Here is a 25,181-nt window from a genome sequence, read left to right as displayed (position 1 = left end):
ACGATGTCAAAATTAAAACTTGTAATTTTGGGCTCCACTCGCGGTAGCAATATGCAAGCTATAATAGATGCAATTACTATTAAGCAAGTTGATGCTAATATAGAGCTTGTAATCTCAAATAAGAAAGAAGCATATATTTTACAAAGAGCAAAAGAACATAATATACCAAACAAGTTTTTAAGTGCTAAAGGACTTGATCGTGAACAGTACGATCAGTTATTAATCCAAGAAATACAATCATATAACCCAGATTTGATAATGCTTATAGGCTTTATGCGAATATTAGGTAAAGATTTTATAAACTATTTTAGAGGTAAAATTCTAAATATACATCCTTCTTTATTACCAAAATATGCTGGTTTGATGGATTTAGCTGTACACCAGTCTGTAATTGATGCTAAAGAGATAAAATCTGGTTGTACTATTCATCAGGTTACAGAAGATGTTGATGGTGGTCAGGTAGTACTGCAACTAGAATGTGATGTTTTAGCTACAGATATGGCTGAAACTTTAAAAGAAAGAGTACAAAAGTTAGAAAGTAAAGCTTGGGTTGAGGTTATTAAAAATTGGAGAAAAAGTAATAAAAATTTGTGATAGAGCTAACAACACACAGGTTAGCTCCTGCGGATAAATATAAAAAAATAACAATGAAATGTAGGAGTCGATCAGTGTATCGACCCGGTATAGTTAAAATGGATACCACGATCAAGTCGTGGTATGACAGATTTTGAGTTATACAAGAATTGGAGAAATAAAAAATGAGCATAGACATTGGCGTGATAATGGGTTCTAAGTCTGATTGGAGCACAATGAAAGAGTGTTGTGATATCCTTGACCAACTTGGTATTGGCTATGAGTGTGAGGTAGTATCAGCACACCGTACACCAGATAAGATGTTTACATATGCAGAAACTGCTAAAAAACGTGGCTTAAAGGTTATAATAGCTGGAGCAGGTGGAGCAGCACATTTACCAGGTATGGTAGCTGCAAAAACAGAGCTTCCTGTGTTAGGAGTACCTGTGAAATCTAGTATATTAAATGGTAAAGATAGTTTATTATCCATAGTACAGATGCCCGCTGGTATCCCAGTAGCTACGTTTGCAATAGGGGTTGCAGGTAGTAAAAATGCAGCACTTTTTGCAGCTAGTATATTGCAATTTACAGACTCTAAAATAGCTGAAGCTTTAGCTAAATTTAGAGCTGACCAAACTCAAAACGTTTTAGAAAATCCAAATCCTAGAGAGCAATAATTATGAGAATAGGTATTATCGGAGCAGGGCAACTTGCAAGGATGTTAAGTATAGCTGGTACCCCATTAGGTTTTGAATTTCACTGTTTAGGTAAAGCTGGCGATTGTGCCCAAGAGGTTGTAAAAAGTGTTACAGATATACCATTAGATAACATTAATGAAGTCGTAAATTGGGCAAAACAATTTGATGTAATCACATTTGAGAATGAAAATATTTCTCATGAGCTTATTCAAGCAATTAATCATGAGGTAAATGTTTACCCATCGGCTAAGTCTATAGCTATTTCTCAAGATAGGTTGCTTGAAAAATCATTTATGCAGGATCACGGTATTGCTACAGCTCAGTTTGCAAATATTGATAGTTTGGCAAAATTGGAAAAAGCAGTTAAAGAGTTTGGATTACCAGCTATAGTTAAAACTCGAAGATTTGGCTATGATGGTAAAGGTCAATTTGTCATAAAAACTCAACAAGACATAATAAAAGCTTGGAATGCCTTAAAAGATGCGCAAGATGGTTTAATATATGAAGCATTTGTTGATTTTAATTATGAGGTTTCTCAAATTTGTACAGCTGACGTTAAGGGTAATATAGCTTTTTATCCATTAGCTAAAAATATCCATAAACAAGGTATTTTAATTGAGTCTATAGCACCATTTGAAAATGATATTCTTTCCCAGAAAGCACAAGAAATAACGAAAATTTTAGTTAAAGAATTAGACTATGTTGGTACCTTAGCCATAGAATTTTTTGTAAAAGGTGATGAGTTGATAGTTAATGAGATAGCACCACGAGTACATAATAGTGGTCACTGGAGTATAGATGGCGCAGTTACATCACAATTTGAAAATCATATAAGAGCTATTACAGGACTCATACTTGGTGCTACAGATAGTCAAAAAACTATAATGTTAAATTGTATTGGTAATATGCCTTCTACTAGGGATTTAGCAGCTTTAGACTATGTAAAAATACACAGCTATAATAAAGCTCCAAGAAAAGGGCGAAAAGTTGGTCACCTTAACTTAAATCTAAAAGATGAAACAAGTGAGTATCAGCTTTTGCAAGCTAGGAAGCTGATTGTTCTTTCTGAAGAGTTGTAATAGAGTTTCTTAAAACAGCTAAAATAGTATCATTCTCGTACTTGTTGCGATAACTCTACCATTTCAAGTTTAGTTTTTCTAAAGACTACAATCTAAGAGATAGCTTTATAGATTGACTTAATTTTTATATCCAATCTATCAACTATCTATTAATAACTTTAATTATATATTGAATTATTAATATTTTAATATATTATTTTATAATAAATTAATTAAGTTTGAAAATTTTTAATCTATATAGCTAAATCACTATATTTTAGTTATAATGTTTTGTATTTGATCCAATGACCTATTCACTAGATTTCCGTAAGAAAGTATTATCGATAAAAAAGTCGGAAGGTTTAACATACCAGGCTACAGCAGATAGATTTAAGATTGGTAAAAACTCAGTATACTTATGGAGTAAACAAATTAACTCCAAGGTTACCAAATCTAGACCTGAAATTAAACTAACACAAGCTAAGTTACTTGATGATGTAAGAGCTTATCCAGATGATTACCAATATGAAAGAGCCCAAAGGTTAGGAGTAAGTCAAAGCTGTATATGCTATGCTTTACAAAGGTTAGAAATAACATGTAAAAAAAGACTTATAGCCACCCTAAAGCAGATTCTATTAAACAAAAGAATTTTGAATCTTGCTTAGAGAATTATATTCTAGAGGGTAGAAATATTGTATATGGTGATGAAAGCGGTTTTGCATATGATATGCCAAGAACCCATGGCTACTCTATTAAAGGAGAAAGATGCTACGGAGTTAAGGATTTTAGTAAGCTAGATTGTATTCTGAAAGTTTTAAAATAGTTGAAAGAGAGTTCCAGATGTAGTTTATTAGGTTTGAGAAGAACTTAAATAAACGAACAGGGACTAAAAATGGCACATAGACATTTAACTCTTTCAGATAGATATTATATAGAAAATTTACTTAAATTAGGATACTTAGAAGCAGCAATAGCTAATAAAATAGGATTTAGTAAAACAGCTGTTATAAATGAACTTAAAAGGAATAAAGTAGGTAAAAGTTATTCTGCAGAGATAGCCCATAAGTTGTATTGTAGTCGTAGAAAATCAAATAATCATAAACTTACTAATGAAGTTAAAAAACTGATAATAGCTTTACTCAAAAAGAAAATATCACTGGAGTTAATTTGTGGTAGATTACAGCATGAAGGTATAGCTAACCTAAGTTTTAAAGCTGTTTATAACTTTATACAAAGACATAACCTTAAACAGCTATTATTTTACAAAGGCAGGCGTTACAAATACAAAAAAGAAGGCTCCTCAAATCAAGGTAAGATAAAGGATAGAGTCAACATATCACAAAGGCCTAAAGCAGCTAGTGATAGAGAAGCGCTATATCATTTTGAAGGTGATACTATAGTCGGTAAAGATCATAAAGGAGCTATTTTGACTATGGTAGATAGAGTTAGTAGATTCACAATTCTAGGCAAAGCTAAAGATAGAACAGCTAGTTCAATTAACCAAATTTTATACAAAGCATCAAATGGTAATAAAATTACCACAGCTACTTTTGATAATGGTAAAGAGTTTGCTAAACACAAAAAATTATCAAATAAAACTGGTATTAAAGTATTCTTTGCAGATGCATATAGTCCATGGCAAAGAGGTACAAATGAAAACATGAATAGGTATATCAGACAATTTATTCCTAAAGGTACTGATTTTAGTAATATCTCTCATCAGTACCTTAGAAAATTACAAATTGACTTGAATAATAGACCTAAAAAATGTTTAAATTATTTAACACCTAATGAGGTACATTTCGGAATCAGTATAAACATTGAGAATACAATCTAGCTAATAAAAAAAGAACTAATGAGATAGGTGCTTTGCATAAAAAAGAATTAATCTGTTTAGGATTATTTAACTGCAGTATCGATACGGCAGTATACACAGAATGGGTAGAAAATGAGTTGATAAAAAACTTACCTGTAAATTCTGTATATATCATCGATAACGCTAGCTTCCATGATGAAAAGCTTCTTCGGCCTTTATTAGAACAAAATGGACATATACTCTTGTTTTTACCCACATACTCTCCTCAATATAATAAAATAGAGAAAAAGTGGGCTCAAGCCAAGCATTATAAAAGAAAATATAGGTGTGATGTTGATACTTTATTTAGACAATTTATGTGACTAAAATATAGTGATTTAGCTATAGTATGAATTTTGAAACTTTCGTGCATGCGATGTATAATTTAAGCATTAATTTTAATTATGTCAAAATTGAGTGATTTTGTCGATTGTTCTGAAAAAGAGTTACTTTGGAAAATAAATATCCATATTGTTAGTATTTAATAAAATATAAGTGCATTTTTGTTTTTTATTTGTATGATTATGTTTATTTTAGTTAAAAATTTTTATATAATTAATTATAATATTTTTTTTAAAAATCTAAATTTAGAAAAAATTATGTTTAACTTGTAGAGAGGCTGTTAAAAGACTTAGAAGGATAGCGCATTAAGATGAATTATTATAATAAAATAATCCAGAATATAGATATGCATAGCTGTAGTGATACTGCTGCTAAGTTAAAGAAAGAGAAAAATTTAAATTTTAGTATAACTGCTATGTGTGTTGAAGAATATTTGACTACTGGTGACCTTTACTGTTTTAGTAAAATATTAAATACACTTACATCTATGAGTGGTTGGAATGAGCAAAAAATAAAACCTTTCGTAGACAAATTACTTGAGTACGATCAAGATAAATTTCCTGTTATAAGTAAAAAAAGTGAAGAATTAATAAGCACTCAAAAATTTGTTAGTAGAGATCCCTCATTTGTGGAAACATATAATTACCCTTTTATTGGTACTAAAAGAGAATATTGTGATTTTTTAGAACCAATAATTGAGAATTTTATTAAGAATAAAATTCGTTTTTGTATTAGCCTAAGTAGTTTTGATCGTGTAATTGCATTTGTTCCTAACGGTAAGGAGTACTGCTTGTATAATGTTGATAAGTTAAAAACTGGTGAATTTACTCATAGCAATGTAGAAAGTTTTCCAAAATTAATAAAAGAAGTTTTTCAAACTTTTAATAGATACAAAGAAGAAAAAGAAACTACAGTAAAAGTAAGTGGAAGTGGACCGAGAGTCTCTCAGCATGTTTTTTTAGCTCTAAATGTGTTAATTCAAGCAAACCTCGGAGACAATTATCATTTAAATAGTATGGTAAATGATGATATTAAAGGAGTTAAAAGCGATACACTGAATGAATTAAACAAATATATAGGTAATTGGAAGTGGAAAAACCACAAAAACCGTGCAAAATATACTATAAATCAACTAAGACAAATAGAGGAAAATAAGTTTTATAAATTCATTAAAGAGGAAAAGAGCCTCTTAAGTAATGAAAATTTGGAAATAGACCCAGACAATTTACATTATAAGGATAATAGGCAATCATCAGATAATAATTTACACAAATCAACATATGCAAAGATTATTAGCAACGCACTACAAGGTATTAAGGATATTTATGCCAAGCGCGGATTAATTGACAGTGAACATTATAAAAATAGTTTACTTGCAAAAATTAAAAATGTTAATGATTCTAAAAATGCAAACTATGCTGACAGTGTTGTTTTGCTATGTCTTGCGTGTGCTCATGATCATATAGAAATAGTTAGGCTAACCAAAGTATACTATGTTGACGAATTTAGGTCGTTATTGGTAATGAAGTGGGTGCCGCGGCCTGAGCCTATAAATCCAGCTACAAATGATGGGCAAACCCCTTTATATATTGCTTGTAGTTATGGTTATACAGAAATAGTTAAGTTATTACTAAAAATATCAAAAGGTGCTGGCATAGATAACGCTACAAACGATGGGCAAACTCCTTTATCTATTGCCCGTGAAAATGACCACACAACAATAGTTAATTTATTAGAAGAACGTTCTCGTAGGTAAGGGTTAATACACCATGGAATATACCACAAGAAGATAGGCCAGCAGAACCATTAACTCCTTTAATACAAGGATGTTATTTTATCGATAATAGAAGCATTAAATGGCTTTTAGATAATTATAAGGAATTGAATGATGTCACGATTTATAAAGATAAAAGTGCCTTAAGGTGGTATCAAACTCATAAAGGTAAAGTAGGCTATGATGAGCATATAGAGAAAAGATTAAGGTTATTACCACGCGATAACGTTCTGACCTCAATATTACAAGAAAAGCCGTTAAATAAACGATCAAAAAGTGTTTTTTGACAGATACAGAAATCCTTGTTTATACTTTATCCCAAAATTTTTTAAAGAGATAAATGGAAGTGTACATACCTAAAGCTAAACCAAATATTACATCACTAGGATAGTGTTTTAAAACTATTACTCTTGTTGAAGCTATAAAGATCGCTAAAATTAACCATAGATATCTATGCTTTGGAAATATAAGCATTAAGCAAGCAAACAAACTTCCTATAGTTGTAGAGTGTCCAGAAGGCATGCTTGAAAAACTAGCTTCAAAAAAGTTAAAATGATGAAAATATGCTGCTCCATGCTCGCTAAAAAGTACAGGCCTTGCTCTACCAATTATACATTTTAAAATCTGAACTAAAATTCCACTTAAAATAACACTTGAAAGTATAAATATACTAGGAGATAAGAGTTTGTAAATGTTGTGAGAAGTTATAGCTTCTTTTTTCCTAATTTTATAGACTGTTAAAGTAATGATTATTAGTAAGGTTGAAATTATTATCCAGCTTGAGTCTCCTAAAAAAGTTATAACCTTGAAAATTGATCTAATATGTTCTGGGATAAGTAGAACGAGATTTTCAGCCCTTACATCTATAAAGTAATAGAAAAAAATCACCATTATAGCCACAGGTAAGACTGAGTATTTAAGTTGTAAGTATTTTAGAAGTTTATATTCTTTTAAGAATTGTGGTTTTTCCATTGTTGTTTTGCCTTATTGTTACCTAGTATTATATATGGATGAAGATTTTTTATTACGCTAATATTTTTTGATTTATAATCAATATCTAAACCATCTCTTGTTATTAGATAGTGTGGATATTTGTTAGATACTTTAGCATCTAGCTCATTTAAATTGTTTATAATAGTATAATTTTCTATACCTTGTGCTTTATTTGATTTTGCGTATTCTGTTGCAAAAGCATAATCATTGATTTTATCAGTGTTGAGATAGTAGTGTAGAGATGGCTTCATAATTGCTAATTCACTAACTACGGAATTTTTAGTTAGTTTACTTTTTAACTCTGTAGCCATATTTATCGCTGGCGTTTGTAACCATGAAATAGAAATAAAAAATATTAATATAGCTAATAAGCTATATAAAAATCCACCGACGATAGTAGTTAATATCATGAAGTTAATATTTTTTCTACGATAAAAATACTTAAATAAGAAAATCACTAAAATACTTACAATACCAAGTAAAAACAATATCCATAGATAATTAGGTAAAGTTGCAGGTAGTGCATATTCAGTTGGGTTAAAATCTTGACTAACTGCATTACTAATACTGTCCCATCCAAAATAAATAGCAAAAGGGGCTACAAAACTAACTACAATGATAAGTAAAGAGCTTAGATAAAATATTGTCCAAAAAACACTTTTATATGGTATAAAAAAGTTGTTGCTAGTTTTTACATTGAGCCAAAAATAACCTACTAATATACCTAAAAATGGATAAATTGGTAGTATGTAATAAGGTAACTTAGTAGCAGATAAGCTAAATATTATTATAGTGATAATACTAAATACAGCTGATAGTAAAGCTAATTTATCCCAGGTGGATTCTCTAGATTCTAAACCTTTATTTAATGCTAATAAAAATCCAGATACTGCTGGAGCAATAAATGGGATTGTAGTTAATAAGATCGTAGCTATATAAAAAAATGCACCCCCTAAATTTGCAAATATTGCTGTACCACCAACTAAGCTTTTTGAGCTTCTATTAAATATTTGCTGGATAAAAAAATCATTCCAAAACTTATACCCAAGTTTCCAAAAAACTATAAAGTACCAAAAGTTGACGAAACAAAATATTAATATTCCGACAGGTATGTTTGCTCTAAAAAAAACATGCCAAAATCTACGTTGGATTAATAAATATATAAACATAGCTGGTAAAATTATAGCTACACCTACTGGACCTTTAGCTAAAAAGCTTAAGCCTAAAAAAAACCATGAAAAATAATACCATTTTCTATCGCAAGACTTATCCCTTTCCGTAGCTATAAAAAAACACAATAAAGTCAAAGTTGTAGAAAGAACTAAAGGAATGTCTATCATAGTAGTTCTAGATATAACTATTAGCAAAGGCATAAATGCTATAGAGGCACAAATTATAAGGCTAAGAGTTTTATCTTTTATAATTTTTCTAAGCAAAAAATTCATAGACAGAATTAATAATACTCCACAACAAGCAGCAGGAAGTCTAAAAGCAAAGATACTCTTACCAAGTAATAATGTTGAAGTTTGTATTAACCAATATAGCAAAATAGGTTTTTCAAGCCAATACTCATTATTATAAATAGGTAATAGGTAGTTGTGGTTATTAAGCATATTCATTACAACAGAGACATAATAACCTTCATCACGATCAAATAAAGGAGTAGCTCCAATAAACAACAAATACATTAAAGCTACTGATATTATAAAAACTAAAAATATGTTTTTTTTCAAAAAATTATACATTGCAAGCGTAGCTAATAATTAATGACCTGGAGCGTATTCTATACCAAAAATTGAGCTTTGTCTAAATTGAGGTTTGTTTTTTATCTTCGAATAAAAATTTATGCATTTCTTGCTGTAAGAATTCTTTAGCTTTGGGTTCTATCAAGTTAAGACGATATTCATTAATTAAAATTGTCTGATGAGCAAGCCAATCTTGCCAAGCTTTATTCGAAATTTCAGCTTGAATTTTTTCTCCTAACTCACCTGGTAACGGTTTGTAGGGAATAGCGTCAAGTTGTTGGTTATATTTTTTACATAATACTTTAGTCATCTTTTCCTCTATATACATCTTTTAGGTTTTGGAAGCCCCGCTAATTTTGCAGCTTGAACAGCAGGAGAAATAGGAAACAAAACCTGTAAATATAAGCTGCTACCTAATTTATCACCGTATTCTTTCTTTAATGCTCCAACAAGCTCTCTTATTGCTGGGGATTTTTCATGTTTTTTATAAAAACTTCTAAGAAAATTGATAATTACCATATGTTCATCAGTCAACACTATATTTTCTTTAGCTGCTATTATTTGACAAAAAGTTATATCCCAATTGTTAGAGTCTAACAAAAAGCCTTCGCTGTCTGTGTTGTAGTTATCCACAAATATGGTAAAATTCTATATTAGTTTTTAGTATTCACAATTATAGCAAACAATAAGTAGAGTTTTAATTGTTTTAATCCCATAAAGGCAAGTTCAATGAAAGTAACGTTATATACAGCTAAATACTGTCCATATTCATTAAGAGCAAGGATTGCTCTAGCAGAAAAGAAGATGAATGTGGAAGTAATAGAATCAGGAGATTTATCATCAGAGATGTTAAAAAAAATCTCACCAGATGGCATATTTCCTGTTTTGAAAGAAAAAGATTATAGTATAAATAATAGAAAAGCTCTGTTAATTTATATTGACGAGAGATTTCCAGCACCAGGATTATTACCAAGTTTGGTAAATGAAAGGATTAGAGTTCGTTTGTCTCTAGATAAAATAGATAATGAGTGGTACCCAGTTTTAGAAGAAATCAAAAAAAATCGTAATAATAAAACTAAACTTGATTCCTTATTTAAAAATTTAAAAGAAAGTTTTTTAACGGTGGAAAAAGTTTTTACAGAGACTGATTTTTTTATCTGCTCAAATTTTACGTTGGCTGATTGCTATATAGCAGCGTACTTAATTTCTCTTGAAGCAGAAGGCTTTATTATAGATGAAAGTTTTGGTGCGATTTATAAGTACAAAAAGCGGATTTTTGCACGTGATTCTATCAAAAAAGCAAATTTGAAAGGAAATGCTAATGATTCATTATTAAAAACCTTACGAGCTCATAGGTAGGTAATTATGTGGTATCAATGCTTTGTAGATTTTGTGTTTTTTATATTAAGCGCATTAGTAGTAGTATTTGCTATTGTATTTGTTGTAGGAAGTTTCTTTTCGTTGTTAGCAAAGGCAAAGCAAGAGGTGACCAAGCTTTCAAAAGGTAAGCTAGAAATTAATAAGCTAGGTGGTGAATATAAAGAAACTAAAGAAAAACTTTTAGAGACAGTATTAGACAAAAAAGAATACAAAAATTACCTCAAAAAACATAAAAAACAAACTAAAGAGACTCAAACAAAAAATAGAGTTTTTGTTTTGAATTTTAAAGGTGATATTTACGCTTCTCAAGTTGAAAATCTACGTAAAGAAGTTTCAGCTATATTGGCTATTGCTAAAACTGCAGATGAGATTGTAGTACGAATTGATAGTCCTGGTGGAGTAGTTAATGGTTATGGATTTGCTGCGGCTCAATTAGAGCGTATCCGTCAAGCTGGTATAAATCTGACAGTATGTATAGATCAAATGGCTGCAAGTGGCGGTTATATGATGTCTGCTGTTGCACATAAGATTATTTCAGCACCGTTTGCTATAGTTGGCTCTATTGGTGTAGTAGGAACCGTACCTAACATTAGAGAGTTGCTACAAAAAAATGGTATAAACGTTGAAATGCATACTTCTGGAGCGTACAAGCGTACTTTGACTACTGTAGGTGAGAATACTGAAGAAGGGCGTCAAAAGTTTAAGCAAGACTTACACAATATACATGAGCTATTTAAAAAACATATATTAGTATACAGACCAAACTTAGATATGCAAAAAGTTGCTACTGGTGAATATTGGTTTGGTAAAGATGCTTTAGAGCTAGGCTTAGTAGATGAAATTCAAACTTATGATGATTACATTATTAATCATTTGAGCAAAGAAAGCGATGTGTATGAAGTCAGTTTTGTTAGAAAAAAAGAGAAAGGTTTTTTAAAATCAAAACTAACATATTTTAAGAGCATGATTACTAACTTTTTATATGCACGTAAAATAATATAGGATTGAAGTGTTAGATCTTAAAACTCATAAAGAGCTTCTAGATAATTTTTTTGAGCAGAAGTCTTCTAAAACTCTACATCATGCTTTTATTTTTAGAGTTAAAGATGCTGTATTGTTAAATAGTTTTATTAATTCTTTATGTCAGGTTATTTTAAGTCAACGTGTAGAAAATTATCAAGACTGCCCATATATTACTATTGCTACAGCTGAAAATGATGAGATAAAAGTAGCTGAAGTCAAAAAAATCATAAAAAATTGCGAGTTAACAGCTCATAATAACCTAGCTAAAATTATAATTATTGAAGAGTTAGATTTTCTAAACGACTCAGCTGCAAATGCTTTGCTGAAAACATTAGAAGAACCAACAGAAAATACTTTTTTTCTAATGTTTACGCGCGATTACAATAATATATTGGCAACTATAAAAAGTAGATCTTTAGTATACGATATAAAGCTTAACGACGAAGATAAGTTTAGTTATCTTAAATACACTTTTGAGATGTCAAAAGAAGGTGTAGCTAAATCTTTACAAATAGCTCGTGATGATATAAATATTGTAGCAAAAATCAAGCTTGAGCCACACTTTTGGCAAACTAGGAATTTACTAATGAAGGTATTGGTAAATCAATTTAATGTAAATCTTTTTTTAAAGGAGGTATCTCCTCAGTATAAAGACGCTTTATATTGGCTTACAAGTATAGCTATAGATGTATATTATTATAAATTAGATAAAGAAAGCGATAATATAGCAAACTATGATAAGTTAGCTGTCATTAAACATCTAGCAACAAAACTAGATGGTGATAATGTGTATAAAATATATAGACAAGCTTTAGAAGCAAAGAATTATTTTGCAAATTTTAAAAATGTTGATAAAGAATTGATTTTAGAAAATTTAATATTGGAGATTGTAAAATGATAGTATGTGTAGCTTCAAATTAATATGAATAGAAACTTTCATATTAACTATTGTTTTCGCTACTTACTACGTAAGCTATAGCGACATACTTTTTTCATTGCAAAAAAAGTATGCAAAAATGCTAGCACATGCTATCGCTTGGTTGTACGCCAGCGACAACTACAAAACTCACTTGTGTTCAAACAGTTGTAGTTGTTACTTCGCTGGCTTAACAACCGCTAACCGCAAATGTGCTTTTTTAAGTAAACTTGTAGATGAAAATGGTATTTATCTTAAATACTAATTTTTAAAAAACATTTAAACAATATAAGAAAATAATAATAGGAATAAAAAATGGATGTAAAGCAGCAACAACAATTAAAGGGTTTGGCTCATAAATTAAAACCAGTAGTTTTAATAGGAGAAAAGGGCTTGACAGAAAACGTGATGCTAGAGATTGATTTAGCATTAGGATCTCACGAACTTATAAAAGTAAAAGCTGGTCGCTTACCAAAAGATGAAAAGCAAGCTTTAGCTCAAGAGATCACACGATCTACTAAATGTGAGCTTGTGCAAATTATAGGCAATATTTTAGTTTTATATAGGAAAAATCCTAATAAAAAGAAATAGGGATTAAAATATGAGTTTTCCAATATCACGACCACGTAGGCTTAGAACGTCCCAAAACTTAAGAGATATGGTTGCTGAAACTAGCTTAAGTGTAAATGACTTAATGTATCCTATATTTGTAGTACATGGTCAGAACATAAAAAAAGAAATCTCAAGTATGCCTAATCAATACCATTGGTCTGTAGATAGGCTGGGTGAACTTGTTGAGCAAGTTACAACAGCTGGAATTAAAAGTATAATGATATTTGGGGTGCCAAAAACTAAAGATCTAGTTTCATCTGAAAATTATGATCCTAATGGGATCACTCAACAAGCGATTAAAAAAATTAAACAACTTGCACCGGAACTAGTAGTTGCTACAGATGTTTGTATGTGTAGTTTTACACCGCATGGACATTGTGGAATATTAGACCAAAATGAGTACGTTGATAACGATAAAACATTAGAGATTTTGCAAAAAACGGCCGTCTCTCACGCGCAAGCTGGAGCAGATGTCGTAGCTCCAAGTGGTATGATGGATGGTATGATTATAGCGATGCGTCAAGCATTAGATGACAAAGGTTTTGAAACTGTAGCAATAATGTCGTATTCAGTAAAATATGCTTCAGCTTTTTATGGACCATTTAGAAGCGCTTGTGACTCTTCGCTAAAAGGTGATCGTAAAACTTATCAGATGGACTACCGTAATAAAAAAGAAGCTATCCGAGAAGCTATAGCAGATATTGAGCAGGGTGCTGACTTTATTATGGTAAAACCAGCTTTAAGTTACCTTGATATTATCAATGAGTTAAGCCATATAGTTGATTTACCAATAGCAGCTTATCATGTAAGTGGTGAATATGCGATGATAAAAGCAGCTGCTCAAGCAGGTTTAGTAGATGAAAAAGCTATTACTATAGAAACACTAACATCTATGAAAAGAGCAGGTGCTAAAGTTATACTTACTTACACAGCTTTAGATGTTGCAAGTTGGATTTAAGAGTTTAACAAGATGATAAATATAGCTTTATATGAACCAGAGATCCCACCTAATACTGGTAATATAATTAGACTATGTGCTAATGTGGGTGCTAATTTACATCTTATAGAACCTTTGGGTTTTAAGTTAGATGACAAACAGCTTAGACGAGCAGGTTTAGATTACCATGAGTTTGCAAACCTTAAAATCTACAAAAATTTTGATGAGTTTTATCAAAAAAATAAAACCAAAAAAATTTGGGCTTGTACAACTAAAGCAAAGCAATATTACCATCAAGTAGATTTTGATTGCGATGATATTTTATTGTTTGGTCCAGAAACCAGAGGGCTACCAGTTGAGGTTTTGGATCTACTTAAAACTACTCAAATCAAAATTCCTATGCGTAAAAATAGTAGAAGTCTGAATTTATCAAACTCTGTAGCTGTAATTTTATATGGCGCTTTGAGTAATATCGGTTTTGAAGATTTAGACCTTTTATGAAGTAATTTGTTTTATTTGGTATTTTAAAGGTTCGTTAAGTAAGCTGGGAGTAATATCATAAGTTTAGCTGTACAGAAATAATCAAATTAGTTGATTTTATTACTAAACTAGTGTCAGATTAAGTCAAAGCTATTGCATATGAGTGACATATTGCTTTTGGTTTACCTGTAGATCCAGAAGAATATAATATAAAAGCAACATCATTTTCTTGCCAGTGATAACCTATACCTGATGAACTATCTTCAAAATCTGCTTTATCTATATACATGTAATTGGTTATATATTTTTTTAGTTCTTGCTCTAATTTCTTACTATTAGAATTTGGTGGAAAAACTATAATACAAATACCATTTAACCAAGCATGCTTAATAATCTTAGTAGCAACCTCAATATCCATGTCTGATTTTAATATAAAGGCGACATCTATATTTTTTTTCATGATTTATTCAAAATTGAATTTTACTCTAAAACCCACTGACCCTTTTTGCTGATTTGCTCATACATTACGTCAGGAGCTAGATCCAAACCATTTTCCCATGTTACAGTACCGATTTCTCTATCAATAAAAACTTTTTTAAACTCATTTTCATCTTCTAAAGACTTAAAAACTCCTCTAAATCGAGAAGGGTAAAAGATTATCTGACCTTTAAGCCCATCTTCGAATAAAACCTCTAATGTGTTTTTAGAAGTAACTTGTACATTAATAGGATCCTTCCACATATCTTACTCCCTCTATCTTAATGGTTCTATTTGCATAGGCTGTTTATCTTTTTGACACAGTTCCCAATTTTGTAGCAATTCTTTTTGATGGATCTCAGCCCAAGCTAAAACAAGCCTCTCTTGTTTCTTTGGAAGCTCTCCGACTATTACTGATATATTAGTAATGCTAACTGAACATTTATATTCACCAAATCTTACATGAAAGTGAGGAGGATTATGCTCATCCCAATACATACTGATAATTATACCGAAGAATCTGCTAATAGTTGGCATATCGTTCCTTTAAAGAAACTTAGAGTTCCTATTATGTGGTTGATATTATAATGAATTTATAGTACATTTCAATCGCTAGATTGTATTCTGAAAGTTTTAAAATAGTTGAAAGAGAGTTTCAGAAGTAGTTTATTAGGTTTGTGAAGATCAAACCCAGATTCTAAATAGGAATGCACCAATAATAATTTGATAAAGACGATGATTGTTTTCATATTTTACTATAGAAAATATGGGGCATTTATAGCACGTTTTAAATAGTAAACTTTAACTGGTAAGCTAAAGTTGCAAAAGCTATAGTTTTGGTTTGTAATACTTAGGCTTAAACTCTATACCATATTTGACATTCATCCACATTCTACTTATAAAACTTTGCATTTCTGCATCATGGATGTTTAGCACATACATTTTTTTAATTGCTTCATCCGTAGGCTTAATGTTTTCGTCATTAAATATAGGATCCATATACTTATCATTTTGTGTAACAGCATTGGGTTGGTATAGATAGTTACTATTTTGAGCTGATACATAAGGATCTATTATATAATTCATAAGTTCATATGCTTTATCGAGATTTTTAGCACCTTTAGGTATCATAAGTGTATCAAACCAAATATTAGTGCCTTCTTTAGGTACAATATAAGCTAATGTAACATTTGGATTGACTGATTTAGCTCTTTCAACAGATCTAACAACATCACCAGAGTAACCCATCACTAAACATAAATTACCAGCGGTAAAATCATTTTGGTATTTATTACTATCGAAATATTTGATAAAAGGGCGAATATTTCTAATTATATCAAGGGCGGCTTTTTCGTAGTTAGCTTTGTTAGTAGTATTTGGATCTATTCCATGATAAAAGAAATAATTACCAAAAATCTGTTCAGGTTCATCAAGTAAAGATACGCCACATTTAGCTAACTTACTTAGATATTTAGCATCAAATACATACTCCCAACTATTGGGAATAACTCCTTTACCAAGCTGTTCTTGTATTTGTTCTTTATTATAAGCAAGGCCAGTTGTACCATAGCTATAAACTACAGCATATTTGTTACCGGGGTCGTTGATTTGTGAAACCTTGTCATAAATAACTTTATTACGATACTTAAGATTTGGTAACTTTGATTTATCAAGTTCTACAAGAGCCTCGGAAGTTATTTCAGTGTTTAAATACAAGGCTCCTTGCTCAATAAGGTCAAACCCTGAGGAGCCAGTCATAACCTTAGCTCTTGTCATATTATCATCAGACGTATAAATATACTTAATTCTGGTATTAGAGAGTTTAGAAAAACAAGGAACTATATCAGGAGATATATAATCAGCCCAATTGGTAAAATTTATTTGTCCTTTTTCTTGTGAGTAGACTATAGGAGTTTTAAGTACATCACTACTACAGATATAAGACTCATCTTGAGCATAGCATAAGTTTAGTATAGTAAGTAACAAAATAATTAGAATACTTTTAGCTCTCATTTGTCAACTTAGGTTTGGTTGTTATGAATTGGTTTTAAGTATATACTAAATTGGTTATTGACGAAATAAATTCTGGTTTTCATGGAACAGGTTGTTAGTAGTAAAAAATTTGGTTTAATAAGGCTAGTGATGATAAACATTATAGCAGTAGATAGCCTTAGAAATATATCAATCACAGCCCAAGCTGGTTGGATTGTAGTAAGTTTTTATATATTAGCAGGAATATTTTTCTTAGTACCTTGTGCATTATTAACAGCAGAGATGTCAACAGGTTCGGCTCAAGAAACAGGTGGTATTTATATTTGGGTGAAAAAAGCCTTTGGTAAACGTTTAGGGTTTTTAGTTATATGGTTACAGTGGGTATATAACTTGGTTTGGTTTCCCTCGATTTGTGGTTTTTTTGCTGGAGTGATAGCCTATGTAATGGCACCAGTTTTAGGGCAAAATGCAGCAGATTTAGTATCAAACCCTTGGTATATGATTTCAATGAGTTTGGTAATGTTTTGGAGTGCAACAGCTATAAACCTATTTGGAATAAAAACCTCTAGTACGGTTAGTACATTAGGAGCTATTATTGGGACTTTATTACCTATGCTTATTATTATAGCTATGGCTTTTTTATGGGCGCTTTCTAATACACAAAGTATAGTATTTCCACACGTATCAGATTTTATTCCATCTGGTAATAATATCAGTAGTTGGGCTTTGTTTATTACAGTTATGTTTAGCTTGTTTGGTCTAGAAATGAGTGCTATTCATGCGGCTAATGTAAAAAATGCTAAAAAGAATTTTCCTAGAGCTTTGTTAATATCAGGTTCAGTAATTTTAGGTTCACTAATACTGTCTAATATAGCTGTAATATTAGTAAGTAGTCAGTTACAGATTGGTGATGTTGATATCGTTACAGGTTTGATGGTTTCTTTTAATTATTTTTTTAACCAAATAAATATGCCTTGGATGACGTATTTTATTGCAATTACGCTAATATTTGGGGCTTTTACTACAACCTCAGCATGGATTATGGGGTTATCTAGAGCCTTTATGGTTGTTAGTAATGATAATATTTTGCCTCATGCATTCGGTAGAACTAATAAAAATGATGCTCCAGATACTCTGCTAATAGTACAAGCTTTGATTTTTACCGTATTTTGTTTTTCTTATATATTTATGCCATCTGTAAATGAGGCTTATTGGTATCTTAGTGATTTAACAGCGCAGTTAGCAGTTATAGCATATATACTTATGTTTATAACAGCTATTAAGCTAAAAATTAGTCAACCATTGCAACAAGGGCAGTACGAAATATATAAAGGATTATTTGGTACAGTTACAATGGCAATTTTAGGTTGTGTGGGTTGTTTTATAGCTATTGTAGTAGGCTTTATTCCTATAGATAATATGGATATGAATATAATGCATTTTGATGCTTTATTACTTTTTGGTATAGTTGTTACATTAATTGTTCCTTTCGTGATTACTATTAAAAAATAAACAAAGTTTAGTATCAAGCTACAAAGTTATACAGAGTCCCTTTAGCTATTTAAAATTAAGTACATATATTTTTAAAAACTGATAAAATAATTAATAAGAGCAGTAGAGCACTTTTAGTAATGATTTTTACAACACTCAAGTCTTGGTATCAAAAGAAGTATTTAAATAATGAGCCTTTTATTTTTATTGGTTTAATGCTGTTTTTTTACTTAGTTTTAACTTTTTTAGGAAACTATATAGCACCAATACTAGCTGCCTTAGTTATAGCCTATTTATTAGATACTTTTGTTAATATCCTTCACAAAGCAACTCGGATAAATAGGCAATTTTTAGTTTATTTTGTATTTATTATCTTCTTAATAGTTTTATTATCGGTAATATTTGTATTATTACCTATTATGATTAATCAGTTGATTGATTTTATAAAACAAGGTTCGCATACATTATCTAGCTTAAAAAATAGCTTAGAAGAGTTATCTTTAAAATACCCAAGCTTACTTACTGAAGATAGGATAAATAATATAGTAAGCTGGTTTGATACAATTGATTGGCAAAAACTCAGCTCTAATTTTGGTTCATTTATACTCCAACGTACAGCAGCAACTCTACCAGTACTATTTTCAGCGTTAATTTATTTATTCTTGGTACCTTTGATGATTTTTTATTTCTTAAAAGATAAAGAAAAAATAATTAATTGGTTTAAAGGGTTTTTACCACAAGAAAATGGTGCGTTATATTACGTCTGGAATGATTTAAAGCCAAAATTGGCTGATTATGTTCGAGGTAAAGTTATTGAGTTTATTATAGTATCTATTACTACATATATAGGATTTGCTTATTTTGACCTTAACTATGCAGTACTATTAGCTTTTGGTGTGGGTATTTCTGTTATCATTCCATACGTTGGAATGGTTTTGGTTACTATTCCGGTGGTAATGGTTGCAATGTTTCAGTATGGTTTTAGCATGACGTTTGTATGGATGTTAACCGTATATTTTACAATACAAGCTTTAGATGGTAATTTGCTAGTGCCGTTGTTATTCTCAGAGGTTTTAAACATGCACCCTGTGGGAGTGGTTTCTGCTATATTAATATTTGGTGGAATGTGGGGATTATGGGGTATTTTCTTTGCGATACCTTTAGGCTTATTATTTATGTCTGGTGTTAATATGTTTAGAAATCATGTTAAAGGTAAACGAGAAGCATCTAATTTAAATTTATGTTAGTTAGGCAAAAACAAATTAATAAGCAAGTCTATGACTATTTAATATCTAATAAATACGATTCATTTATAGCTAAACTCATTGCTACAAGAGTACAAAATATAGATAGCTTAGATTTAATAATAAACGGAACAATTAAAGATTTATCTTCACCATTTTTGTTTAAAGATATCCAAAAAGCTGTAGACAGGCTTTACCTTGCCTTGCAAGAAGGAGAAGTTATTGGCTTAGAAACAGACCATGATTGTGATGGGCAAACATCTCAAGCGATACTTTATGAAGCTTTAACTAAAATTTTTAATCATCCTAAAGAAAAAACCAGATCATATATTGGTCATAGAATGAAAGAAGGCTATGGTTTATCAGAATCTGTAATGAATAGGATTCTGACAGATAGTGTTCGACCAAGTTTGATTATAACAGCAGATAATGGCTCTACAGATGAAGCTAGAATTTCTATTCTTAAGCAAAATGACATTGATACTATAGTCACAGATCATCATGGTATCCCACCAGAAGGGCCACCTAAAAGTGCTGTAGCAGTATTAAACCCTACCCAAGATGGTTGCCAGTATCCAGATAAATCTATAGCTGGATGTATGGTGGCATGGCTTTTTATGGCTGCATTACGCCGTAAATTTATTCAGAATAACAAAGCTATTTCTGGTGAATATAGTTTAAGTGACTTACTAGATTTAGTAGCTATTGGTACAGTAGCAGACTGTGTTAGTATGGCTAATAGTCATAATAATCGTATAGTAACTAAATTAGGTATTAGTCAGCTTAAAAAGGGTACTAGAAACTGCTGGGAGTTTTTTGATAGAGATAAAATTTCAAGTGAGTATATAGGCTTTAGTATAGCTCCTATATTAAATAGTGATGGAAGGCTAGCTGATGCTCTAGGCTCAGTAAATTTTCTATTAGAAAATGACGCAGAGAGAATAACGGATCTTTTCCAGAATCTTAAAGAGCAAAATAACCAACGCAAGGAAATCCAAAAGCAGCTTTCAGATGAAGCCATACAGCAAGCACAAGAGCTTAATTGCACTAAAAATTCTTTATGTATTTTTCTCAAAAATGGTCATACAGGTATACATGGTATATCAGCAAGTAAACTTAAAGAAAAGTTTGGTAAGCCTATCATTATATTTTCACAAACTCAGATAGATCCTAACCTAATATCAGGATCAGCTAGAAGCGTAGATGATATAGATATTAAACAAATATTAGATATGATAGCAAACACGAACCCCACCTTGATGTTAAAGTATGGAGGCCATAAAGGTGCTGCAGGTTTAACTATCAGAAAACAAGACTTTGACAGCTTTTATGAGGTTTTTGAGGAATATATAAATAAAGTAGTTAAAGAGTTTGGCCTAAGTTTAAAGCCTTATGTGGAATATGATTTTGAGCTTGAGGAGAACTATTTTAGTTTGGAAACTTTAGATAAAATAGACTTTTTAGAACCTTTTGGCAGAGAGTTCGAGAAACCAATTTTTTACAACAAGTTTATAGTTGAAAATTTCCGGCTAGTTGGTAAGGATCAAAATCATGTACAAATGGTTTTACGTTATAATGATATTCTTCAGTCACTTAAAGCAATCTGGTTTAATGCTTTAGATAGTGAAACCGTCGATAAAATTAGTGTTGGAGATACTATTACAGCCTGTTATCAACTACAGAAAGAAGAATTTCTTGGTCAAGTATCTTTGTCATTAAATATTAAAACTGTGCAGTTATGAAAAACCATAAATTTATAGAAGAACATTTACATAAGTATGTAGGTGATATAGAGATAGAGCACTTTGAGAGTATAAATTCTACGAATGACTTTATACTAAATAAAAATTTTACTCATAAATACCACCTATGCTATGCGGATGCACAGATAAAAGGAAAAGGTCAAAGAGGCGGTGATTGGGTTTCTAAAAATAAAGATAATATCTACGCAACCCTAGGATTTTCGTGTGATTTTAGCATAAATCAAAATACTTTAAGTAGTATTAAAGTAGCTATAGGAGTGCTGAAAGCTATTAGAAATTATATACCAATAGAATTAAGAGAAAGCCTAAAGATAAAACTACCTAATGACATTTATTATAAGGATCAAAAATTAGCAGGAATATTGATCGAGACAAAAAACATCAAAAAGTCTAGCTTTGATATAGTCATAGGAATAGGGATAAATGTTAATATGTTTGAATTAGATGAAAGGATTGATCGTTTATGGACATCATTAGCTGTCATTAATGGACAAACTATAGATAGCACTAGCTTGCTAGTGTCTATGATTATTGAAGTTATAAAGTCTTTTAGTAAGAGCATAGATGAAACTTTAAAAACTTTTGCAAAGTATGACTATGTATTGAATAAGCAAATAACTTTTAACTATGGCGGTCAAATCTATAAAGCGACAGCAAAAGGTATATCAAATGATCTTAAGCTTACTTTAGAGTTAGAGAATATGAATAAGCTTGAAATAGATATAGCAAGTATAAGTAAAATTAGAGTAGTAGAAAATGAGTATAACTAACATTAGAAAGAGAGCAGAATATTTAGAAAAAACCCGAGAATATTTTAAAGACATAAACGTTTTAGAGGTAGACACTCCATTAGCTTATAACTATGGTGTCACAGACCCATTTATAGATGTATTTTCAATTGATACTGTATTAGGTAAAAGATATCTACAAAGCTCTCCTGAATACGCGATGAAAAGACTTCTGGCTGCTGGTAGTGGCAGTATATATCAAATATGTAAAGCATTTCGTGATGAACCGGCTTGTGGTAGTTTACATAACTTTGAATTTACAATGATAGAGTGGTATAGGGTAGGGGTAGATTACCTTCAGCTTATGAAGGAAATGGAATCCTTGTTTTTAAAACTTAAGCCTAGTCTTAAATTTCGTTATTTAAGTTACCAACAAGCATTCGAGAAGTATTATGGTTTTAACCCACATTCAGTAAATCTAGAACAATTACTAGACTATGTAGATAAGTATGTTGGTAAAATTCAAGGTTTAGATAATCCAAGTGTAGCAGACTGTTTAGATATATTATTTAGTTACAAGATTGAAAAAAACCTTAATGAAGCAGGTACAGTATATTTTATCTTTAATTATACTGTTGAACAGTCAGCTTTGGCTAAAAAAGTTATAGATGATAATGATCAGCTAGTAGCTGCAAGGTTTGAGGTTTTTTATAATGGTATAGAGCTTGCTAATGGTTACTATGAGCTTATTGATAAACAAGAGCAGTTAAAGCGTTTTCAAGCAGATTTAGAAACTCGTAATCAACAGGGTAAGGCAATTCTAGATATAGATAAAAACCTACTTGATTGTCTTAATAAAATTCCTCAATGCTCTGGAGTTGCACTAGGTTTTGATAGGCTACTTATGAGTTTTGAAAATATCAAAAATATAAAAGATTTATCTATCTTTTAGAAAAATATTGAGAGACCATATCATTTATAGAATCACTATTAATAGAAATTTGATGGCTTTGGTTTTCTTGATTATTATTAGTTTCAGTTGGTACTGAACTTTCTTCTGTAGTGTCTGTGATATTAGGATTATCTATAATTACGTTGCTCATATTTGCATCAGCAGGTGGGTGGGCTGATATTTGTTTACTACTAGTAGCAGTAGCTGTTGCTGAATTATCTTCAGAACTACTTTCTTTAGAAGTAGTATCGGCGTCATAATTTATAGGCGTGTAAATTATAGAAGTTTTAGAGTCTTTAGTATTAAAAGTTATAGCATCATAAACGCTTGCTTTAATAAGTTTAACAACTAAAACTATTAACGTTACAGTTATTATTATTATTGCGAGCCTATTAATGTAGTCAAAAAGTTTTAATTTCCCATACTTAGACTTTTTATAGTATAAAATGTCAATTTTATTTAGTATAGATATGATTTTTTTCTCAGGAATCTCCAAGTATTCACAGTATCTTCGAACTTGATTTTTTAGTAAAGTACTAGAATTTTGTAATAGGGTGCCATTATCAGAACTTTCTATAGTCTGAATAGCCTCTATCGAGAGATTTGTAGCATCTGCAATGGTTTTTTGTTCTAAGTTTTTAGATTCTCTAGTACTTTTTAGAAAATTTTGGAAATTATGCATAGTTGTGCAATCTTATTTTGTTTGGATAAAAGTATATAAGAAAAAGAGAGAAATTAAAATGAAGATATAGATGATACTATTTAGAATTTTTCTTGTTTTCCAACATTTTTTCTAAGAAATGAATATTTGTTCCACCTTTAACAAAAGCTTCATTGCTTAGTATCTCTTGATGTAAAGGGATATTGGTTTTAATACCATTAATAACCATTTCTTCAAGAGCTGCACGCATTTTTTGTAGAGCAGTTTCTCTATTATGCGCACGTACAATAACTTTTGCTATCATAGAGTCATAATTTGGTGGTACAGCATATCCTGAGTAAATATGAGAATCTACGCGTACCCTTGGACCACCTGGTGGGTGATAAACATTTATCATTCCTGGTGAAGGGATCATTCTTTCAGGGTCTTCTGCATTAATTCTACACTCTATAGCATGCCCAACAATAGTGATATCTTCTTGTTTCCAGCTTAAACCTTGACCATTAGCAACTTTTATTTGCTCTTTGATAAGGTCCGTAGATGTGATAGATTCTGTAACCGGATGTTCAACTTGGATTCTAGTATTCATTTCGATGAAATAGAATTCTTCGTTTTCATATAAGAACTCAAACGTTCCAGCACCACGATATTTAAGTATTTTACAAGCTTTTACACATTGCTCACCAATTTGTTTTCTTTGTTTGTCGGTAAGTCCAATTGCAGGAGCTTCTTCAATAACTTTCTGGTGTCTTCTTTGTGTTGAGCAGTCTCTTTCAAATAAGTGTATAGCGTTACCTTGACCATCTCCGAAAACTTGTATCTCGATATGACGAGGGTTTTCTAAGAATTTTTCCATATAAACCATATCGTTATTAAAAGCGATTCTTGCTTCACTCTTAGTTAAAGAAATAGCACTTATTAAATCTTCTTTTTTTCTAACGATACTCATGCCACGACCGCCACCACCACCAGCAGCTTTAATAATCACTGGGTAGCCAATTTTTTCAGCAATTTCTAAGTTTTTCTTGTCATCGCTACCTAGAGGTCCACCTGACCCAGGTACACAAGGTACATTAGCTTTTTTCATGTATTTGATAGCTTCAACCTTATCACCCATAATCTCTATACTTTCTGGACGAGGACCTATAAAAATGAAACCACTTTCTTCAACAGCTTTAGCAAATTTAGCGTTCTCTGATAAAAACCCGTAACCAGGGTGTATGGCGTCAGCATTAGTAATTTCAGCGGCTGTGATTATACTTTGAATATTCAAATAACTAAGATTAGGTGCTGGCGGTCCAATACATACGGCTTCATCAGCTAGCTTAACATGCATAAGGTTAGCATCAGCAGTAGAGTAAACAGCTACAGTTTTAATTCCTAATTCTCTACAAGCTCTTAGAATCCTAAGCGCTATCTCACCTCTATTGGCGATTAGTACTTTTTTAATCATTTCATATTACCTCTTAAGAGTTTAGACCGACTTT

27 protein-coding genes and 1 pseudogene are annotated in these 25,181 nt (G+C 31.0%); 18 read left to right on the top strand and 10 right to left on the bottom strand.

Going from position 1 to position 25,181, the window contains the following annotated elements; all coding sequences use genetic code 11:
- The first annotated feature begins 3 nt into the window (after positions 1–3).
- The 7 genes from purN to E3E15_RS05405 all read left to right on the top strand — a co-directional run bounded on the left by purN (position 4) and on the right by E3E15_RS05405 (position 6,282).
- Positions 4–594, top strand: a complete 591-nt coding sequence (gene purN, locus E3E15_RS05435; protein ID WP_035719974.1) for a phosphoribosylglycinamide formyltransferase — start codon at positions 4–6, stop codon at positions 592–594.
- A gap of 164 nt (positions 595–758) precedes the next feature.
- Complete coding sequence (gene purE / locus E3E15_RS05430) at positions 759–1,250, top strand: 5-(carboxyamino)imidazole ribonucleotide mutase (protein ID WP_172106890.1); 492 nt, start codon at positions 759–761, stop codon at positions 1,248–1,250.
- Between the two features lie 2 nt (positions 1,251–1,252).
- Positions 1,253–2,350, top strand: coding sequence for a 5-(carboxyamino)imidazole ribonucleotide synthase (locus tag E3E15_RS05425; protein WP_172106889.1), 1,098 nt, complete (start codon positions 1,253–1,255; stop codon positions 2,348–2,350).
- 284 nt (positions 2,351–2,634) lie between these two features.
- Positions 2,635–2,994 (top strand): IS630 transposase-related protein, encoded by a 360-nt coding sequence (locus tag E3E15_RS05420; protein WP_172106888.1) that lies wholly within the window; start codon positions 2,635–2,637, stop codon positions 2,992–2,994.
- A gap of 227 nt (positions 2,995–3,221) precedes the next feature.
- The gene (locus E3E15_RS05415; protein ID WP_172106887.1) at positions 3,222–4,166 is read left to right on the top strand and encodes an IS30 family transposase; all 945 of its coding nucleotides are present in this window, start codon (positions 3,222–3,224) and stop codon (positions 4,164–4,166) included.
- Between the two features lie 32 nt (positions 4,167–4,198).
- Positions 4,199–4,507 (top strand): transposase, encoded by a 309-nt coding sequence (locus E3E15_RS05410; protein WP_172106886.1) that lies wholly within the window; start codon positions 4,199–4,201, stop codon positions 4,505–4,507.
- 329 nt (positions 4,508–4,836) lie between these two features.
- The gene (locus E3E15_RS05405) at positions 4,837–6,282 is read left to right on the top strand and encodes an ankyrin repeat domain-containing protein (protein WP_172106885.1); all 1,446 of its coding nucleotides are present in this window, start codon (positions 4,837–4,839) and stop codon (positions 6,280–6,282) included.
- A 324-nt stretch (positions 6,283–6,606) separates the two neighbouring features.
- On the opposite strand, the gene E3E15_RS05400 is transcribed toward E3E15_RS05405, so the two are convergent.
- The 4 genes from E3E15_RS05400 to E3E15_RS05385 form a co-directional block, all read right to left on the bottom strand.
- Complete coding sequence (locus E3E15_RS05400) at positions 6,607–7,272, bottom strand: phosphatase PAP2 family protein (protein WP_172106884.1); 666 nt, start codon at positions 7,270–7,272, stop codon at positions 6,607–6,609.
- On the bottom strand, positions 7,251–9,038 hold the full coding sequence (locus tag E3E15_RS05395; RefSeq protein ID WP_172106883.1) for an ArnT family glycosyltransferase: 1,788 nt from the start codon (positions 9,036–9,038) through the stop codon (positions 7,251–7,253). The genes E3E15_RS05400 and E3E15_RS05395 overlap by 22 nt, the downstream gene beginning before the upstream one ends.
- 61 nt (positions 9,039–9,099) lie before the next feature.
- The gene (locus E3E15_RS05390; protein WP_035719729.1) at positions 9,100–9,348 is read right to left on the bottom strand and encodes an oxidative damage protection protein; all 249 of its coding nucleotides are present in this window, start codon (positions 9,346–9,348) and stop codon (positions 9,100–9,102) included.
- 8 nt (positions 9,349–9,356) lie between these two features.
- Positions 9,357–9,671, bottom strand: coding sequence for a TusE/DsrC/DsvC family sulfur relay protein (locus tag E3E15_RS05385; RefSeq protein WP_035719704.1), 315 nt, complete (start codon positions 9,669–9,671; stop codon positions 9,357–9,359).
- Between the two features lie 96 nt (positions 9,672–9,767).
- Here E3E15_RS05385 and sspA point away from each other — a divergent pair, with 96 nt between their 5' ends.
- From sspA to trmL, 6 genes are all read left to right on the top strand, one after another.
- Positions 9,768–10,397: a transcriptional regulator SspA gene (gene sspA / locus E3E15_RS05380; protein ID WP_035719703.1), complete on the top strand. Its 630-nt coding sequence runs from the start codon at positions 9,768–9,770 to the stop codon at positions 10,395–10,397.
- Between the two features lie 6 nt (positions 10,398–10,403).
- Positions 10,404–11,420 (top strand): protease SohB, encoded by a 1,017-nt coding sequence (sohB, locus tag E3E15_RS05375; RefSeq protein WP_172106882.1) that lies wholly within the window; start codon positions 10,404–10,406, stop codon positions 11,418–11,420.
- A gap of 7 nt (positions 11,421–11,427) precedes the next feature.
- A complete protein-coding gene (locus E3E15_RS05370; RefSeq protein WP_035719700.1) occupies positions 11,428–12,339 on the top strand; it encodes a DNA polymerase III subunit delta' C-terminal domain-containing protein in 912 nt (303 codons plus the stop codon).
- Between the two features lie 333 nt (positions 12,340–12,672).
- Entirely contained in the window at positions 12,673–12,948 is a 276-nt protein-coding gene (yhbY, locus tag E3E15_RS05365; RefSeq protein WP_172106881.1) for a ribosome assembly RNA-binding protein YhbY, read from the top strand.
- A gap of 10 nt (positions 12,949–12,958) precedes the next feature.
- Complete coding sequence (gene hemB / locus E3E15_RS05360) at positions 12,959–13,927, top strand: porphobilinogen synthase (protein WP_172106880.1); 969 nt, start codon at positions 12,959–12,961, stop codon at positions 13,925–13,927.
- Positions 13,928–13,939: 12 nt separating this feature from the next.
- Entirely contained in the window at positions 13,940–14,407 is a 468-nt protein-coding gene (trmL, locus tag E3E15_RS05355) for a tRNA (uridine(34)/cytosine(34)/5-carboxymethylaminomethyluridine(34)-2'-O)-methyltransferase TrmL (protein ID WP_035719696.1), read from the top strand.
- Between the two features lie 118 nt (positions 14,408–14,525).
- Here the strand turns inward: trmL and E3E15_RS05350 are convergent, their stop codons facing one another.
- From E3E15_RS05350 to E3E15_RS05335, 4 genes are all read right to left on the bottom strand, one after another.
- A complete protein-coding gene (locus tag E3E15_RS05350) occupies positions 14,526–14,846 on the bottom strand; it encodes an AMP-binding protein (RefSeq protein WP_172106879.1) in 321 nt (106 codons plus the stop codon).
- Between the two features lie 20 nt (positions 14,847–14,866).
- Positions 14,867–15,127 carry a DUF2442 domain-containing protein gene (locus tag E3E15_RS05345; RefSeq protein WP_035719683.1) on the bottom strand — a complete coding sequence of 87 codons (261 nt, stop codon included), beginning with the start codon at positions 15,125–15,127 and terminating at the stop codon, positions 14,867–14,869.
- 12 nt (positions 15,128–15,139) lie between these two features.
- Positions 15,140–15,400 carry a DUF4160 domain-containing protein gene (locus E3E15_RS05340; protein ID WP_035719680.1) on the bottom strand — a complete coding sequence of 87 codons (261 nt, stop codon included), beginning with the start codon at positions 15,398–15,400 and terminating at the stop codon, positions 15,140–15,142.
- Positions 15,401–15,691: 291 nt separating this feature from the next.
- Positions 15,692–16,876 carry a polyamine ABC transporter substrate-binding protein gene (locus E3E15_RS05335; RefSeq protein ID WP_172106878.1) on the bottom strand — a complete coding sequence of 395 codons (1,185 nt, stop codon included), beginning with the start codon at positions 16,874–16,876 and terminating at the stop codon, positions 15,692–15,694.
- Positions 16,877–16,957: 81 nt separating this feature from the next.
- Between E3E15_RS05335 and E3E15_RS05330 the strand changes: the two genes are divergently transcribed.
- From E3E15_RS05330 to epmA, 5 genes are all read left to right on the top strand, one after another.
- On the top strand, positions 16,958–18,367 hold the full coding sequence (locus tag E3E15_RS05330) for an APC family permease (RefSeq protein ID WP_035719658.1): 1,410 nt from the start codon (positions 16,958–16,960) through the stop codon (positions 18,365–18,367).
- Positions 18,368–18,486: 119 nt separating this feature from the next.
- The gene (locus E3E15_RS05325) at positions 18,487–19,593 is read left to right on the top strand and encodes an AI-2E family transporter (RefSeq protein WP_035719657.1); all 1,107 of its coding nucleotides are present in this window, start codon (positions 18,487–18,489) and stop codon (positions 19,591–19,593) included.
- Entirely contained in the window at positions 19,587–21,332 is a 1,746-nt protein-coding gene (gene recJ, locus E3E15_RS05320) for a single-stranded-DNA-specific exonuclease RecJ (RefSeq protein WP_172106877.1), read from the top strand. Before E3E15_RS05325 ends, recJ begins: the two co-directional genes overlap by 7 nt.
- Positions 21,329–22,123, top strand: a complete 795-nt coding sequence (locus E3E15_RS05315) for a biotin--[acetyl-CoA-carboxylase] ligase (protein ID WP_172106876.1) — start codon at positions 21,329–21,331, stop codon at positions 22,121–22,123. Before recJ ends, E3E15_RS05315 begins: the two co-directional genes overlap by 4 nt.
- A complete protein-coding gene (gene epmA / locus E3E15_RS05310; protein WP_172106875.1) occupies positions 22,110–23,033 on the top strand; it encodes an EF-P lysine aminoacylase EpmA in 924 nt (307 codons plus the stop codon). Before E3E15_RS05315 ends, epmA begins: the two co-directional genes overlap by 14 nt.
- A 127-nt stretch (positions 23,034–23,160) precedes the next feature.
- Here the strand turns inward: epmA and E3E15_RS05305 are convergent.
- Both E3E15_RS05305 and accC read right to left on the bottom strand, forming a co-directional pair.
- Positions 23,161–23,715 (bottom strand): annotated as a pseudogene (locus E3E15_RS05305) (helix-turn-helix domain-containing protein); the annotation flags it as partial.
- A 76-nt stretch (positions 23,716–23,791) separates the two neighbouring features.
- Complete coding sequence (gene accC / locus E3E15_RS05300; protein WP_172106873.1) at positions 23,792–25,147, bottom strand: acetyl-CoA carboxylase biotin carboxylase subunit; 1,356 nt, start codon at positions 25,145–25,147, stop codon at positions 23,792–23,794.
- Between the last annotated feature and the right edge of the window lie 34 nt (positions 25,148–25,181).

Origin of the sequence: Allofrancisella frigidaquae, from assembly GCF_012222825.1 — a bacterium.
Taxonomy (GTDB): domain Bacteria; phylum Pseudomonadota; class Gammaproteobacteria; order Francisellales; family Francisellaceae; genus Francisella; species Francisella frigidaquae.
Note: the sequence above shows the minus strand (reverse complement) of the source record. Positions and strands in the feature narration are given on the sequence as shown.